Source organism: Chitinimonas taiwanensis DSM 18899 (genome assembly GCF_900119825.1).
GTDB classification, from domain to species: Bacteria; Pseudomonadota; Gammaproteobacteria; order Burkholderiales; family Chitinimonadaceae; genus Chitinimonas; species Chitinimonas taiwanensis.
This window is the reverse complement of sequence record NZ_FPKR01000005.1, coordinates 261171-276554: the sequence shown is the minus strand read 5'-3', so window position 1 is coordinate 276554 and position 15384 is coordinate 261171. Positions and strand designations below refer to the sequence as shown.

The following is a 15384-nucleotide window of genomic DNA, read 5'->3' as shown; positions in this document are numbered from 1 at the left end:
CCGCGGCGCCCGTTTTATATATTCCGCTCCGCTTTGCCGCGCGTGTGCAAGCGGCGGGTGCCGGGTCTGGGTGAATAGCCTGCGCCTGAATATGCAATTCATTCAAGTGCTTCGCCATGGGCGGGCCGCCGGCTGCGTGATAAAATGCCGGCCTTTCCCGTACCTCCCTTCCCGGAAGCCCTGCCATGTTCAAGCCGCTGTCCATTGCCCAATACGACCCCGAACTCTCCGCCGCCATCGAAAGCGAAGTGGTTCGCCAGCACGAGCATATCGAGCTGATCGCCTCGGAAAACTACACCAGCCCGGCCGTGATGGAAGCGCAAGGCTCGCAGCTGACCAATAAGTACGCCGAAGGCTATCCGGGCAAGCGTTTCTACGGCGGTTGCGAATATGTGGACGTGGTCGAGCAACTGGCCATCGACCGCGTCAAGCAGCTGTTCGGTGCCGAATACGCGAATGTGCAGCCGCACTCGGGCTCGCAAGCCAATCAGGCCGTGTACTTCTCCATCCTCAAGCCGGGCGACACCGTCATGGGTATGAACCTCGGCCACGGCGGTCACCTGACCCACGGCTCGCCGGCCAATCTGTCGGGCAAGCTGTTCCGCATCGTGCCCTACGGCCTGAACGAGAAGGAAGAGATCGATTACGACGAGATGGAGCGTATTGCCATCGCTGAAAAGCCCAAGCTGATCATCGGCGGTGCTTCGGCCTACGCGTTGCGTTTCGACTTTGCCCGCATGGCCGAGATCGCCAAGAAGGTCGGTGCCTACTTCATGGTGGACATGGCCCACTATGCCGGCCTGATCGCCGCTGGTGTGTATCCGAACCCGGTGCCACACGCCGACTTCGTCACCTCGACCACCCACAAGACCCTGCGCGGTCCGCGTGGTGGCATCATCCTGGCCAAGGCCGAACACGAGAAGATGTTGAACTCGAATGTGTTCCCCTCGCTGCAGGGTGGCCCGCTCATGCATGTGATCGCCGGTAAGGCCGTGGCCTTCAAGGAAGCGCTGACCCCCGAGTTCAAGGCCTACCAGGAACAGGTGATCAAGAACGCCGCCATCATGGCCAAGACCCTGCAGGAACGCGGTCTGCGCATCATCTCCGGCCGCACCGAGAGCCATGTCTTCCTGGTTGATCTGCGTCCGAAGAACCTGACCGGCAAGGCGGCCGATGCCGCGCTGGGTCTGGCGCATATCACCGTCAACAAGAACTCTATTCCGAACGACCCGGAAAGCCCGTTTGTCACCAGCGGCATCCGCCTTGGTGCCCCGGCCATCACCACGCGTGGTTTCAAGGAAGCCGAAGCGATCGAAGTGGCCAATCTGGTTGCCGACGTGCTCGACAATCCGCATGACGAAGCCAATATCGCCGCCGTGAAGGCCAAGGTGCATGCGCTGACGGCGCGCTTCCCGGTGTACGCGAAGTAAGCCGTTCCGGCCTGCCCAGCAAAAAGGCGCGAGCAATCGCGCCTTTTTGTTTCGACCAATAACCCTGCTCAAAGTAAGGAAATACCATGTCTCAGTTGCCCGCCTGCCCGCAGTGTGGTTCTGAATATACGTACGAAGATGGCGCACAGTTCGTCTGCCCCGAGTGCGCGCATGAATGGCCCAAGGTCGCCGAGGCAGACGCCACCGAGGTGGCCAAGGTGGTACGCGATGCGGTCGGCAATGTGCTGCAGGATGGCGACACGGTGACCGTGATCAAGGACCTGAAGGTCAAGGGTTCCTCGCTGGTAGTCAAGGTCGGCACCAAGGTGAAGAACATTCGCCTCGTGGACGGCGATCACGATATCGACTGCAAGATCGACGGCGTTGGCGCGATGGGCCTGAAGTCGGAGTTCGTTAAGAAGGCTTGAACCTGCACCCTTCGCTGAGGTCTGCCCACTGTTGGCTATGATGAGCCGATAGCAACGGTGGCTGCGCAGTGGGCGAGCGGGGCCGGATTCGCGCCAGACCCGCTCTCAGGAGGTCAGATGCAAGGCATTATTTTTGCGGATTTCGAGCAAGCCAGCGCGGCGGTGCTCAGTTTTCTGCGCGAGCGCTTCGGCTTCGATTTGTGGATGGTCACCCGCACCGAGGGGGATGACTGGATCGTGCTGCAGCGTGAAGACCACGGTTACGGCATTGCACCCGGCACCGTACTGCGCTGGGCCGATTCCTTCTGTTCGCAGATGGTGCAGGGGCGCGGCCCGCTGATTGCGCCCGATTCGAATAGGGTGGCGGCCTATGCCGATGCGCCCATCGCGCGTCAGGTGCATATCGGCGCCTATGCCGGTTATCCGTTGCGTCGCGCCGATGGCTCCTTGTTCGGCACCCTGTGCGGCATCCATCCGGCACCACAGCCGGATGCGCTGATCCAGGAAGAGCCGCTGTTCATCCTGCTTGGCTCCCTGCTGAGCAGCCTGCTGGATGCCGAGCTGCGCGCCCATGAGGAAGGCCGGCGCGCCGACCATGCGCGCGCCGAGTCGATGACCGACTTCATGACCGAGCTGTATAACCGGCGCGGTTGGGAGCAGCTGCTGGCTGCCGAGGAAGACCGCTGCCGCCGCTACGGCCACCCGGCCGTGGCCCTGGTGGTGGACCTGGATGGGCTCAAGCGCGTGAATGACCAGCATGGCCATGCGGCCGGCGATGCGCTGATCCGCCGCACGGCCGAAGCGCTGCGTCGTGCGATACGCGCGGGCGACGTGTTGGCGCGCCTGGGCGGTGACGAGTTCGGCATTCTCGGTATCGAATGCAGCCGCAGCGAGGGCGAGGCCCTGTTGGCGCGGGTACGCCAGATTCTGCACGAGCTGGCGCTGCCCGCCTCGGTCGGCCTGGCGCCGCGCGAGCCAGCCCAGGGCCTGCTGGCCGCCTGGAAAAGTGCCGACCAGGCCATGTATGCCGATAAGCGCGCACGCCAGTCCGCGAACTAAGCCTGCCGTCTAGCCAAAGGAAAACGGGCCAGCAATCGATTGCTGGCCCGTTTTCTATTGGCTGCCCGTATCGCCAGCCTGATTTACCAGATACGGATGCGCTTGTTCAGCGGCCGCCACATGCCGTCGCCGGCCTTGGTGGCAAAGGCCTGGTGGTAAGCATCGGTATTGATGACCGGCTGGTTGGCGCGGAAATGGTCGGGCGCGTGGGGGTCGCTCACGATCTGCTGCAGCAACATCTCCTTGCGCATGGTTTCGCGCCAGGACGCCGCATAGCCGATGAAGAAGCGCTGCTCGCCGCTATAGCCATCGATGACTGGGGCGGGCTGGCCGTTCAGGCTCAGCTGGTAGGCCTTGTACGCCACCTGCAGGCCAGATAGATCAGCGATGTTCTCGCCCAGGGTCAGCTTGCCGTTTACATAGCGGCCGGGCAGCGCTTCCAGGGCGTCGAAGTCCTTCACCAGCTGGCTGGTCAGCTTGTCGAAGGCGGCCTTGTCGGCCTTGCTCCACCACATGCGCAGATTGCCGTCGCCATCGAACTGCGCACCGCTGTCGTCAAAGCCGTGGCTGATCTCGTGGCCAATGGTGGCGCCGATATTGCCGTAGTTGACTGCGTCGTCCACGCTCGGATCGAAATAGGGCGGCTGCAGATAGGCGGCCGGGAAGACGATCTCGTTCAGGCTGGGGTTGTAATAGGCGTTCACCGTCTGCGGTGTCATGCCCCATTCGCTGCGGTCCACCGGCTGGTTCAGGCGGCCCATCACATAGTGGTGGTCGAACTCGGCGCCGCGTTGCAGATTGCCCACCGCATCATCGGCCCGCACGACAAGGCCGCTGTAGTCGCGCCAGCGCTCGGGGTAGCCGATCTTGACCGCGTACTTGCCAAGCTTTTCCTTGGCGGCGGCCTTAGTGGCCGGGCTCATCCAGCTCAGCTCGGCAATGCTCAGCTCGAAGGCTTTCAGCAGGTTCTGCACCAGGGTATCGATCTTGGCCTTGGTCTCGGGCGGAAAATACTTGGCCACATAGCGCTGGCCCACTGCCATGCCGAGGTTCTGCTCCACCACCGCCACCGCACGCTTCCAGCGCGGACGCATTTCCTGCGCGCCAGTCAGCGCCTGGGCATGGAAGCGGAAGTGCGCTGTCACAAAGGCCTTGGGTAGGGCCGGGGCAAAGCGGTCCAGCGTGCGTACCTGCAGATAATCCTTCCATACGGCCAGCGGCTGAGTGCTGATCAGACGCGCTGCCGCCTTGGCATAGCTGGGCTGGGCCAGGTTCACCGCGGCGATATCGGGCACTGCCGCACTGGCCAGCAGCACCGACCAGTCGAGGCCCGGCACCGCGCGGCGTAGCTCGGCCAGCGTGCGCTTGTTGTAGGTCTTGAGCGGATCGTATTCGTCCGCCTTGCTCCATTGCGCGCGGGCCAGCTGGGTTTCCAGCGCCAGTACCGCCTGAGCACGGCGCTTGGCCTCGGCCGGTTGCGCGCCGCTCAGGCTTAGCAGCGCCTGCAGATAATCGAGGTAGGCCGCGCGCGCCTTGCGCATGGCGGCATCGTGTTGCAGATAGTAGTCACGGTCGGGCAGGCCCAGGCCGCTCTGCCACACCTGCAGCAGGTAGCGGCGCGAATCGCGGCCATCCACCTCGGGTGCCAGCGCCAGCGGGCTGTCCACGCCGATCAGCTGCAGCGCACCGAGTTCGCGCTGCAGATCCAGCCGGCTTTGCACGCTGGCAATGCGCTCCAACAGCGGCTGCACCGGGCTTAAGCCCTTGGCCTCGATGGCAGCCTCGTCCATGAAGCTCTGGTAGAAGGCGGCGATCTGGGCGGCGCCGGCATCGCTACCGGCCTGCTCGGCCGCGTTTTCGATGATCTCGCGCACGCGCGCTTCGCTCTGGTTGCGCAGCTCGCCCACAATGCCCCAGCTGCTGCGGTCGGCCGGAATCTGCGCCGTCTTCACCCAGCCGCCGTTCACGGCCTGGAACAGATCATCCTGCATGCGTACCTGCGCATCGAAATGCTGCGGGTAGAGCCCGGATGCCGGGCCGGCCATGGCGCCCACGGCCATCAGGGCCAGTGCGATCTGACGTAGTTTCATTCCTTATTCCTCCCCAATCGTATCGGTGTGCGGGGTGTCCGCAACAAGCGCGCGATTCTAGGCGGCACCGTTCGTCAAGCAAGCAGCATGCGACGAACTGCTGCTAGCCTGTTGCCTGTATGCACCGCAGCGAGTCTTGCCATGTCCCCCTTGTTTGCCCGTGGGCTCAGCGCCCTGATGCTCTTCTGTGGTTTGGGCCTGCCAGCCCAGGCCGGCCCCCTGCGTGACTGGCTGGCCGAACGCCGCACGGCGGCCGAGGCCGAGCTGGCTTCAGATGAGGCGAGCGGTGAGCCCTATAGCGCCGTGGCCGGAGTGCGCGTGCTGCGCGATCTCGCCTATGGTGCCAGTGAGCGTGAACGCTTCGATGTGTATCTGCCCACGCAGGCTTCGCCACGCTGGGTGATCGTAATGGTGCATGGTGGCGCCTGGCGCGCGGGCGACAAGGCGGCGCGTCCGGTGGTACAGAACAAGGTCGCCCGCTGGGTGCCGCGCGGCGCGGTGCTGGTCTCGCTCAACTATCCCTTGCTGCCCGAGGCCGGGCCGCTGCAGCAGGCGCAGGCCGTGGCGCGCGGCCTTGCTGCCGTACAGCAGCGCGCCAAAGCCTGGGGCGTGGACGCCAGCCAGCTGGTGCTGATCGGTCATTCCGCCGGCGCCCACCTGGTGGCCCTGCTGTCGGCCTCGCCCAAGCTTGCTCAGGAAGCGGGTGCTGCGCCCTGGCTGGGCAGCGTGGTGCTCGATAGCGCCGGCCTCGATATGGTCGGCCTGATGCAGGGCAAGCATTACCGCTTTCACGAGCGCGCCTTCGGGGCTGACCCCGCCTATTGGCAGGCGACCTCGCCCTACCACCAGCTATCGCGTGAGGCAGTGCCCATGCTGATCACCTGCTCGACCGAACGCGCGGATCAACCTTGTACCGCTGCGCAGCGCTTCGCCAGCCGCGCTCAGACGCTCGGTGTGCCGGTCAGCGTGAAGGCCGCGGCCCTCAGTCATCGCCAGATGAACGATGCGCTGGGCCTGCCGGGTGCGTACACCGATACGGTTGAGGCTTTCCTGTCCCAGTTAGTCCCATCCTGGTCAGCCGCACTCTGAGCATCGCTGATGGCGGGGAATAAAAAAGCGCAGCCTAAGCTGCGCTTTTTCTCTTGCGGCTAACGGCTTACTTACCCAGCGCGAGCGGCTTGGGCAGCTTGATCAGGATGAACTCGTTGTCGTCCGGTTGCTTGCTGCCCAGGTGGCGGCCCACGCTGAACGGGAAGTTATTGTCGTCCAGCACGCCCAGCGTGTTTTCGTCGATCACCACCACGTCCTCGATGGTGTTGAAGGGCATGGCGAACGGGTTGCCAAGACCAACATCGCCGTTGCTGTTCTTGCCGCTGATGCCGTGCGGGTCCTTCAGTGCCATCAGATTGACCAGTTCGGTCTTGCTCACCGCCGTGCCATTGGCGCCAAGCTTGATCTGGAACAGCTTCTTAAAGCCGTTCAGATCGCCCTGTGAGCCGTCGCGTTCGATCACGATGCCTTCGCTGGCGTTGTAGAGGATGAAGTCGCCGATATTGGTTCCCTTGGCGTCCAGCACGTACTTGAACTGCTTGCCGGTGTAGCTGCGGCTGGCCAGATCGAATTCACTGATCAGCAGGGTCTTAGCATCGTGGCCGGCCAGCGGGAGTTCCAGCAGCGGGTAGAGCTTGCTGCCGTCGCTGGACAGCGCCATCCCTTCGAAGCCGCCCGAACGCTTGGCGCGCATGGGCAGGCTGGTGGCCGTGCTGCGGTAGGGCCAATACAGACCAGCCATCCAGGGCGTGTTCTGACCAGCCTCGTCCTGCATATTGGTGCCGTCATCGCTATTGGCCGGGTCCGGGTAGATCGGGAAGTCGCCGAACAGGTAGACCGTGCGGATGGCCGGGAACTTCTCCTGGACGCGTAGCAGGCTGCGGAAGTCGAAGCTCTGGATATCGGCGCGTGCCTGCAGATTGTTCGCCACGATCAGGCCGGCCAAGGTGTCGGCCATCTGCTGGGCGCTGACGGTGCGCTCACGGTAGACATTGCCGTGCGCATCGCTGTCCGAACGCGGGTTGAGCTTGGTTTCGATATTGAAGCGTACCTGGCGCGCATTGGCCACGCGCTGGGCCGCGGCCGGGTGGCTGGCACCCGCGCCGGTGCTGTAGTAGGTGATATAGGCGCTGACCAGATCGAACAGATCCTGAGTCTTGGGCAGCACATAGGGGCTGATATAGCCCTTGGCGGTGGCCAGCTGGGCCGAAACCGGCGAGAGCGCCACATCGTTGCGCTGCTCGGGGCCGCGGAACAGCTTGTCGCACACATAGCCGCTTTGCAGCTGGGCCAGGGTCAGGTGCTTGATCAGCACCTCATCGGCAAACGCATAGGGCTGGCCATCGGCACGCCGGCATTTCTGCGCCTCGATATAGGGGTCGTGCTTGAGCACCGATACGCCATCCTTGGTGATGCCCGAGTCGGTTTCCAGCGTGGTCATCAGATTGTCCAGCGCGGCTTCGAAGGCCGGCAGGGTGTTTTCCGGGCGCAGATTGCGCGCGCCGCGGTGGCCCTGGGCGTCGAACTTGCTCGCGTCGATGCGGCCATCGGCCAGCAGGTAGTCACCTGGCGTGCCGTCCTTATTGGCATCGAATTCCCGCACGGCCTCCAGCAGCAGGTCGGGCCGGTCCGAGATGATGCCGCTGACGCCGGCCTTGAGCAGCTCGCTCATGCGCGGCTTGTCGTTCACCGTCCAGGTCACCAGCGAGTAGCCGGCCGACTTGAGCGAGGCGATATCGAATACCTCGCTGGTGGCGGCGGTCAGGCCAGGCTGCGGGTTGGCACCGCGTGCATAGTGGGCGTCCGGGCTCGACTTCACCCCGTTCACGTCGTACTTGAGCATCACATGGTAGGGCGAGAACACCGGCGGGCGGGTGGCGCCAAAGCTTTGCGCATGGGCGCGTACAGCGTTCATCACCCGTACGGCGCTCGCTTCCTCGTAATACGGATTTTGCGGCGAGCGGATGAATTTGCCCGGGTTCTCGGCATCGGGCAGCGAGATCGGCGCTTCAAGCAGCACGCCATTCTTGTCGGTATGCAGCAGGAAGGGGCCGAATTCATCGCCAAACCACAGTGTGCCGTCGCTGGCGCGCTGCATGGATTCGATGTCGAAGTCAGCGCCGGTCAAGAGGCGCTCGCTGCTGAACTGATTGGTGATGGTGAACGGAATCAGCTTGTTCGGGTCGCGCAGCGAGATGAAGTTCTCCACCTTCACGCTGCCATCGCCACCGCTCTGGGTCTTGAAGTTCGGACGTATCGTGTACACGCGCAGATAGAAGTCGGCCGAGTTTTCCAGGCTGCCGTAGCCATTGTCCGGCATGGCCAGGAAGCTGCCGTCGGCGTTCTTCAGCGTGGCCGAGAAACCCTGCACCGGTTGCTTGGCAAACGGGGCGGTCTGGCCGTTCAGGTCGCCGCTCAGATAGTGGCCGGAGCTCGGGCCATCGGCAAAGGTGGTGGCGGGTAGCACGGCGCGGCCGGCCAGAATCGGCTCGTTGAAGGCCGAGCTGGGCGGCGTATCGCCATCATCGCTCGAGCAGGCGCCCAGGGTGGCGAGCGCGGCGGCCAGGGCGGCCAGACGGACAAGATGCGACTGACTTCGTGGGTAGTGCATGTGAGCTCCGATGCTGTTGGAATAGTCGCGCAGCATGCCGGTTGGCTGTGAAGCCTTGGTGACGGTCCGGTTACGTTGCGCTGCGACATCAAACGCAGCAGATCGCTACCGATATTTACACTTTGCCCTTGGCCCGCTAGCCCGGAGCTGGCGCAGAATGCCGCCCTATGCAGATGGAATGTTCTGCCTGCACCGAGGAGCCCACCATGCGCCGTGCCGACATCGATAAGCGATTGCCCACATGCCTGCTGGTGCTGGGTCTGCTGTGCGGGCTGAGCGCCTGCGGCGGAGGCAGCGAGGGCAGCCCACCTGCGCCTGACGCTGGTGGAATCAGCCTGGCCCAACGCAGCCAGGCGGCCAGCAGCACGGCTGCCAGCCACGCGGCCTGCGCGGCGGTGCAGCCGTTCTACTGGGAGATTGGCGATGCGCAGGGCTTGCTGGCCAGCGGTCGCGCCGGCGGCGATAGCTACGATGCCGCTTCCAGCATGAATATCGCCTCGGCCAGCAAATGGCTGTACGCCGCCTATGTGGCGCAAAAGCGCGCCGGCCAGCTCAACACGGCCGACATCAAGGCCCTGCATTTTCAGAGCGGCTATGCCGACTTCAGCAGCTGCCTGCCCGGCCAGACCGTGGCGACCTGCGCGGCCATGGCGGATAACGGTCTGTATCGCGCCAGCGTAGATGGCTTGTTCCACTATGGTGGCGGCCATATGCAGCAGCATGCGCTGAACCTGGGGCTCGGGGCGCTCGACAATGCGGGCCTCGCGGCCGAGCTGCGTAGCCAGCTCGGTAGTGAGATTGGCTTGAGCTTCAGCCAGCCGCAGCCGGCTGGCGGCGTGGTCAGCACCGCGGCCGATTACGCGCGTTTCTTGCGCAAACTGCTGAAGGGCGAGCTGCAATTGGGGCGCTTGCTGGGCAGTCAGGCCGTGTGTACCAACCCCATCTACTGCGCCCAGGCCAGCTACAGCCCGAGCCCAGCCAATGAGCAATGGCATTACAGCCTCGGCCACTGGGTGGAGGATGACCCGGCCGTGGGCGATGGTGCGTTCAGCAGCCCCGGCGCCTTCGGTTTTTACCCGTGGATCGCTGCAGCTAAGACCCACTACGGCATCCTGGCGCGCCGCGATGGCGTGGGCAGTGGCTTTGACTCGGTGCGCTGCGGGCGGCTGATCCGCAAGGCCTGGTTCGCCGGGGTGGCGGCCTAGCTTGCGGTACGGCGGGGCAGGGCGCGCCGTAAGAGGCGCCTAGGCCGCCTCGCATCCGCGCTGTGCCGCTGGCTGCTTGCATGCTGTACCGGTGCGGCGCCGGCCGGCTCGCGCTATTGTCCTGCCCATTGCTTCCCCCGTGCGCGTGGCCCATGTTCCGATTGATTCCCCTGCCGGCCCTGGCGGCCGGTTTCATCACCGTGCTGGTCGGCTATACCAGCTCGGCCGCCATCATCTTCCAGGCTGCACAAGCGGCCGGGGCCAGCCAGGCACAGATCGCCTCCTGGTTGATGGTGCTGGGCTTTGCCATGGGCATCAGCTGCATTGGCCTGTCACTGCGCTACAAGATGCCGGTGGCCACCGCCTGGTCCACGCCGGGTGCGGCGCTGCTGGTGACCAGCCTGGCCGGCTACAGCATGGCCGAAGCGATTGGCGCCTTCCTGTTCTCCGCCGCCTTGATCACGGTGAGCGGCTTTAGCGGCTGGTTCGAGCGCGCAATGAAGTACATCCCGCTGTCCCTGGCCGCCGCCATGCTGGCCGGCGTGCTGCTCAAGTTCGGCATGGCGGCCTTTGGCGCGATGCAGAGCCAATTCTGGGTGGTGTTTCCCATGTTCATCGCCTACCTGCTGTTCAAGCGCTTGCTGCCGCGCTATGCGGTGGTGGCGGTGCTGCTGGTGGGTTGCGCGCTGGCGGCGCTGTTCGGGCTGATCAAGCTCGATGGCTTGAGCTTCGCGATTGCCAGCCCGGTGTGGACCACGCCCGAGTTCAACTGGCGCGCGCTGCTGGGTGTGGGCCTGCCGCTCTTCATCGTCACCATGGCTTCACAGAATATTCCCGGCGTGGCCGTACTGCGCTCCTGCGGCTATCAGCCACCGGTGTCGCCGCTGGTGGGCTGGACCGGGCTGATCAACTTGCTGCTGGCGCCGTTTGGCTGTTTTGCCTTGAATCTGGCCGCCATTACCGCGGCGATCTGCGCCGGGCCGGAAAGCGACCCCGACCCCAAGCAGCGCTATCGCGCCGCAGTGGCCGCCGGTGGTTTCTATCTGCTGCTGGGCCTCTTGGGTGGTTCGGTCGGTGCGCTGTTTGCGGCCTTTCCGCAGGCGCTGGTGCTGGCGATTGCCGGCATTGCCTTATTTGGCGCGCTGGCCAGCGGCTTGGCGCTGGCTATGAAGGAAGACAATCAGCGCGAGGCGGCGCTGATCACCTTTCTGGTCACCGCCTCCGGCCTGTCGCTCGGTGGCATAGGTTCGGCCTTCTGGGGCCTGCTGGCCGGTGGTCTGGCCCTGCTGGTGCTGAACTGGCGCGCGGCGCGCTGAGGCTGGGCCATGGCGCGTCTTGCCCTGATCATGCTGCTGAGTGCCTGGCTATCCGGCTGCGCCAGTGTGGCCTATGTGGGCCAGGCTGCGCGCGGTCAGGCCGAGGTGCTGAATAAGGCGCGCCCGATTGCCGAACTGATTGCCGACCCGACCACGCCAGAGCCCTTGCGCAGCAAGCTCCGCTTCGCCCAGCGCGTGCGCGCGTTTGCGATTGCCGAGCTTGGCCTGCCCGATAACGCCAGTTACACGCGCTACACCGACCTCGGTCGCCCACATGCACTGTGGAGCGTGGTCAGCACGCCGCCCTTATCACTGAGCCCGGTGCAAAGCTGCTTTCCGCTCGCGGGTTGCCTCAGCTACCGCGGCTATTACCAGCAGGCCGATGCTCGCGACTACGCGGCGCAAAGGCGCGCGCTGGGCGAGGATGTGTATGAGTACGGCATTCCCGCCTATTCCACCCTGGGCTGGTTTGAAGACCCCTTGCTCAATACCACCGTGCGCTACGACGAGGCCACACTGGCACGGCTGATCTTCCATGAGCTTGCCCACCAGCGCGTCTATGTGCGCGACGACAGCGCCTTCAATGAGGCATTCGCCACCGCGGTGGAGCTGGAAGGCTACGAGCATTGGCTGGCAAGCGAGGCGCAGCCCGAAGCGACGGCGGCTTATCGGCGCAGCGAGCAGCGCCGTCAGGATTTCCGCGCGCTGATCCTGGCCGGGCGTACGGCACTGGCCGAGCTGTATGCGAGCGCGCAACCCGATGCGGATAAATTGGCGGCCAAGCAGCGCATCCAGCAGGGCTTGGCCGAGCAATATGCGGCGCTCAAGGCTCGCTATGGCGGTTATATCGGCTATGACAGCTGGTTTGACCCGCTGCCAAACAATGCGCATCTGGCATCGGTGGCTACTTACCACGAACGTGTGCCGGCTTTTCGTGCGCTGTATCGCCAGTCGGGTAGCTTTGCCGCCTTCTATGCAGCTGTGGAGGCCTTGGCGCAAAAAAATCGGGCCGCCCGCGACGAAGCGCTGGCGGCCCTGGGAGCATCTGTTTTTTCAGGGGAGAATCAACAGGGATTGATCAGCAATGATCAGGTATTGCCCCGACAACCTATCGTCCCGGACGGGTCGTCTATGACAACGGAGTAAATTCTCCACGTCTGTGTTCAAGCCGGCCATCCGTGTTTTCCACATGCGGGTTAGCCCTATTAGCCAGTCTGGGTGAAATGCAATATGCAAATGGCATTGCTGCGACGGGCTGCCCGCGGCCTGCCAGCGCGCCAAGCGAGATTTGATGCGGGCTTGCGGGTAGAATGGCGCGAGTTCACGCAGCCGGAGATGCCCGATGAAATGCCCGTTCTGTGGCGCCCTCGATAGCCAGGTCGTGGATACCCGCGTCTCGGAAGAGGGCGACAGCATACGCCGCCGCCGCAAATGCACGAGCTGCGACAAGCGCTTCACCACATTTGAAATGGCCGAAGTGCGCGCGCCACAGGTGGTCAAGGCCAATGGCAGCCGCGCCGATTACGACCGTGAAAAGGTGCGCACCAGCTTTCAGCGTGCGCTGCACAAGCGCCCGGTGCCCACCGCCCTGGTGGACGAGGCGATTGCACGCATCGACCAGAAGGTGCTGGCCATGGGTGAACGCGAAATCGACTCACGCCGCATCGGCGAGATGGTGATGGCCGAGCTCGCCAAGCTCGACAAGGTCGCCTATATCCGCTTCGCCTCGGTATACAAGAGCTTCCAGGATGTGGACGATTTCCGCGATGCGATCCGTGAGGTGAGCAAGAAGTGAGCGCAAGGAAAGCACTGCGGCCCGGATTCAAGGCTTTGCTACTGATTGCATTGCTGGCCGTCGCTGGGCGACATGGGTTTTACGCGGTGCTGGGCAGCCCTGCACCAGCTGAACAGCCCCTTTTCAGCATGCCCAGCGCCATCGATGCGCTCTACTACCTGTGTGCATATGGCGTGCTGCTGGGCGGCTATTACTGCTGGATGCTAAGGCGCGCGAAGGATCAAGCATGAAAATCTCCCGCCCCGACCTCGAACGCGCCGAAAGTGCCGGCATCCTGCAGGCCGGCCAGGCGCAGGCCTTGTGGGCTTTCCTGAGTAGCCAGCCGCAGACCCAGGCGCAGTTCCAGTTCTCGCATGTGCTCTATTACCTGGGCGGCATGATCGCGATTGCCGCGATGAGTCTGTTCATGACGGTGGGCTATGCGACCTGGGGTGCGGGCTCGCTGACCGTGTTTGCCGTTGCCTATGCCTTTCTCGCCTGGCGTCTGGGCCTGTGGTTCCTGCAGGTCAAGACATTGCCGATTCCTGCCGGCATCCTGTTCACGCTGACCATCGTGCTGGTGCCGCTGGCTGTGTATGGCGTGCAGGCAGCACTCGGACATTGGGAGAGTGGTGGCCGCTATAGCGATTACCACCATTACATCGATTGGCGCTGGCTGTTTCTGGAGTTGGCCACCTTGGCGGCGGCGGCCGTCATGCTCTGGCTTTACCGCCTGCCCTTCATGACCATGCCGGTGGCGGTCACGCTCTGGTATCTGAGCATGGACGTGGCGGCCTGGATTGCCTTCGGCGTGGACGATGGCAGCGAAGCCTGGGGCTATTACGAGCAGTTGTGGAATCTGCGCCGCTTCGTCTCGCTGGGGTTTGGCCTCGCCATGCTGGGCCTTGCACTACGCATCGACCTCGCCACGCGGCGTGACCCGCGCGACTTCGCCTTCTGGCTTTATCTATTCGGTCTGCTGGCCTTCTGGGGCGCGCTCAGCAGCATGGATTCGGGCAGCCAGCTCGGTAAATTCCTCTACTGTCTGATCAATCTGGGCCTGATCTTCATCGGCGCCGTGCTGTCCCGCCGGGTGTTCGCCGTGTTCGGCGGCCTGGGGGTGACCGGCTACCTTGGCTATCTGGCCTGGGATGTGTTCAAGGACAGCCTGCTGTTTGCCTTTGTGCTCAGCCTCTTGGGCCTGGGCCTCGTATTTGCCGGCGTATGGTGGAACAAGCATGGCGAGGCGCTGGGTGCGCGCTGGCGCCACAAGCTGTCGCCGCAGTTGGCCGAATTGATTGCACAACGTCGATGAGCTATAGCGGCGCCGATCATGCCTTCATGGCCGAAGCCCTGCGCATTGCCGAGGGCGGACGCTATATCAGCACGCCCAATCCCTCGGTCGGCTGCGTGCTGGTGCGCGATGGCCGCATCATTGGCCGTGGCCATAGCCAGGCTGCGGGTGGCGCGCATGCCGAGGTGATGGCGATGCGCGACGCCTTGGCGCAGGGCGAGGCGCTGGCCGGTGCGACGGCCTATGTGACGCTCGAACCCTGCGCCCACTTCGGCCGCACGCCGCCTTGCGCCAAGGGCCTGATCGACGCTGGCATTGCCCGCGTGCTGGCCGCCCAGCAAGATCCCAACCCGCTGGTGGCCGGGCGTGGTCTGGCCATGCTGCGCGAGGCGGGCATCCAGACCGAGCTTGGCCTCTTGCAGGCCGAGGCGCGTGAATCGCTGAAGGGATTTCTCAGCCGGATCGAACGCGGCCGCCCCTGGCTGCGCCTGAAGATTGCCGCCAGCCTGGACGGCAAGACCGCGCTAGCCAATGGCGAGAGCCAGTGGATTACCGGCCCGGCCGCGCGGGCCGATGTGCAGAAGCTGCGTGCGCGTTCCTGCGCGATGCTGACTGGCAGCGGTACGGTGCTGAAGGACGACCCGCAGCTGACGGTGCGCGAGCTGGATGGCCAGGCCTGGACCGGGCGGCAGCCCTTGCGCGTGGTGCTCGATAGTCGCGGCCAGCTGCGCCCGGATGCGCGCCTCTTGCAGGCGCCCGGCCAGACCTTGCTCTTGGTGTCGCAGATCGACTCGGCGCAACGCGCGGCGCTGGAGCAAGCTGGAGCCGAGCTGCTGGCCTTGCCCGATGCGCACGGACGTATCGACCTCGCCGCTACGCTGCAGCTGCTTGGCCAGCGCGGCATGAACGAGGTGACGGTGGAGGCGGGCGGACGCCTGAATGGCGCCTGGCTGCAAAGCGGCTTGGTGGATGAGATTGTGCTGTATCAGGCGCCCGTCCTGCTTGGCAGCGCGGCCGCCGATCTGGCCGACTTCAGCCTGGCGCGCCTGGCTGACAAGTTCAGCCCGCGCGTGGCCGATCTGCGCCAGGTTGGCGCGGATCTGCGCTACACATTGCGATTCGATTGA

The 15384-nt window shown here is 64.3% G+C and carries 13 protein-coding genes; 11 read left to right on the top strand and 2 right to left on the bottom strand.

The genetic code is table 11. The annotated features are described in order from the left end of the window. Positions 1–185 precede the first annotated feature (185 nt). From glyA to BT173_RS08165, 3 genes are all read left to right on the top strand, one after another. A complete protein-coding gene (glyA, locus tag BT173_RS08175; RefSeq protein ID WP_072428141.1) occupies positions 186–1430 on the top strand; it encodes a serine hydroxymethyltransferase in 1245 nt (414 codons plus the stop codon). Between the two features lie 86 nt (positions 1431–1516). After that, entirely contained in the window at positions 1517–1858 is a 342-nt protein-coding gene (locus BT173_RS08170; RefSeq protein ID WP_072428140.1) for a zinc ribbon domain-containing protein YjdM, read from the top strand. Between the two features lie 117 nt (positions 1859–1975). Then, on the top strand, positions 1976–2917 hold the full coding sequence (locus BT173_RS08165; protein WP_072428139.1) for a sensor domain-containing diguanylate cyclase: 942 nt from the start codon (positions 1976–1978) through the stop codon (positions 2915–2917). A gap of 83 nt (positions 2918–3000) precedes the next feature. Here BT173_RS08165 and BT173_RS08160 read toward each other — a convergent pair whose 3' ends face one another. Then, positions 3001–5007 (bottom strand): M13 family metallopeptidase, encoded by a 2007-nt coding sequence (locus BT173_RS08160; protein WP_072428138.1) that lies wholly within the window; start codon positions 5005–5007, stop codon positions 3001–3003. 141 nt (positions 5008–5148) lie between these two features. Here BT173_RS08160 and BT173_RS08155 point away from each other — a divergent pair, with 141 nt between their 5' ends. After that, a complete protein-coding gene (locus BT173_RS08155; protein WP_072428137.1) occupies positions 5149–6096 on the top strand; it encodes an alpha/beta hydrolase in 948 nt (315 codons plus the stop codon). A gap of 67 nt (positions 6097–6163) precedes the next feature. Here BT173_RS08155 and BT173_RS08150 read toward each other — a convergent pair whose 3' ends face one another. Beyond that, positions 6164–8668 carry an esterase-like activity of phytase family protein gene (locus BT173_RS08150; RefSeq protein WP_084658347.1) on the bottom strand — a complete coding sequence of 835 codons (2505 nt, stop codon included), beginning with the start codon at positions 8666–8668 and terminating at the stop codon, positions 6164–6166. Between the two features lie 206 nt (positions 8669–8874). On the opposite strand from BT173_RS08150, the gene BT173_RS08145 reads away from it, so the two are divergent. The 7 genes from BT173_RS08145 (at position 8875) to ribD (ending at position 15384) form a co-directional block, all read left to right on the top strand. Continuing rightward, positions 8875–9873 carry a serine hydrolase domain-containing protein gene (locus BT173_RS08145; protein WP_072428176.1) on the top strand — a complete coding sequence of 333 codons (999 nt, stop codon included), beginning with the start codon at positions 8875–8877 and terminating at the stop codon, positions 9871–9873. 152 nt (positions 9874–10025) lie between these two features. Continuing rightward, on the top strand, positions 10026–11189 hold the full coding sequence (locus tag BT173_RS08140; RefSeq protein WP_072428136.1) for a benzoate/H(+) symporter BenE family transporter: 1164 nt from the start codon (positions 10026–10028) through the stop codon (positions 11187–11189). Positions 11190–11198: 9 nt separating this feature from the next. Then, entirely contained in the window at positions 11199–12335 is a 1137-nt protein-coding gene (locus BT173_RS08135) for an aminopeptidase (RefSeq protein ID WP_072428135.1), read from the top strand. Between the two features lie 196 nt (positions 12336–12531). Further along, positions 12532–12984 (top strand): transcriptional regulator NrdR, encoded by a 453-nt coding sequence (gene nrdR / locus BT173_RS08130; protein WP_072428134.1) that lies wholly within the window; start codon positions 12532–12534, stop codon positions 12982–12984. Beyond that, the gene (locus BT173_RS08125; protein WP_139256096.1) at positions 12981–13214 is read left to right on the top strand and encodes a hypothetical protein; all 234 of its coding nucleotides are present in this window, start codon (positions 12981–12983) and stop codon (positions 13212–13214) included. The genes nrdR and BT173_RS08125 overlap by 4 nt, the downstream gene beginning before the upstream one ends. Beyond that, a complete protein-coding gene (locus tag BT173_RS08120; RefSeq protein ID WP_072428132.1) occupies positions 13211–14278 on the top strand; it encodes a DUF2157 domain-containing protein in 1068 nt (355 codons plus the stop codon). Before BT173_RS08125 ends, BT173_RS08120 begins: the two co-directional genes overlap by 4 nt. Beyond that, positions 14275–15384, top strand: coding sequence for a bifunctional diaminohydroxyphosphoribosylaminopyrimidine deaminase/5-amino-6-(5-phosphoribosylamino)uracil reductase RibD (gene ribD, locus BT173_RS08115; protein ID WP_072428131.1), 1110 nt, complete (start codon positions 14275–14277; stop codon positions 15382–15384). Before BT173_RS08120 ends, ribD begins: the two co-directional genes overlap by 4 nt.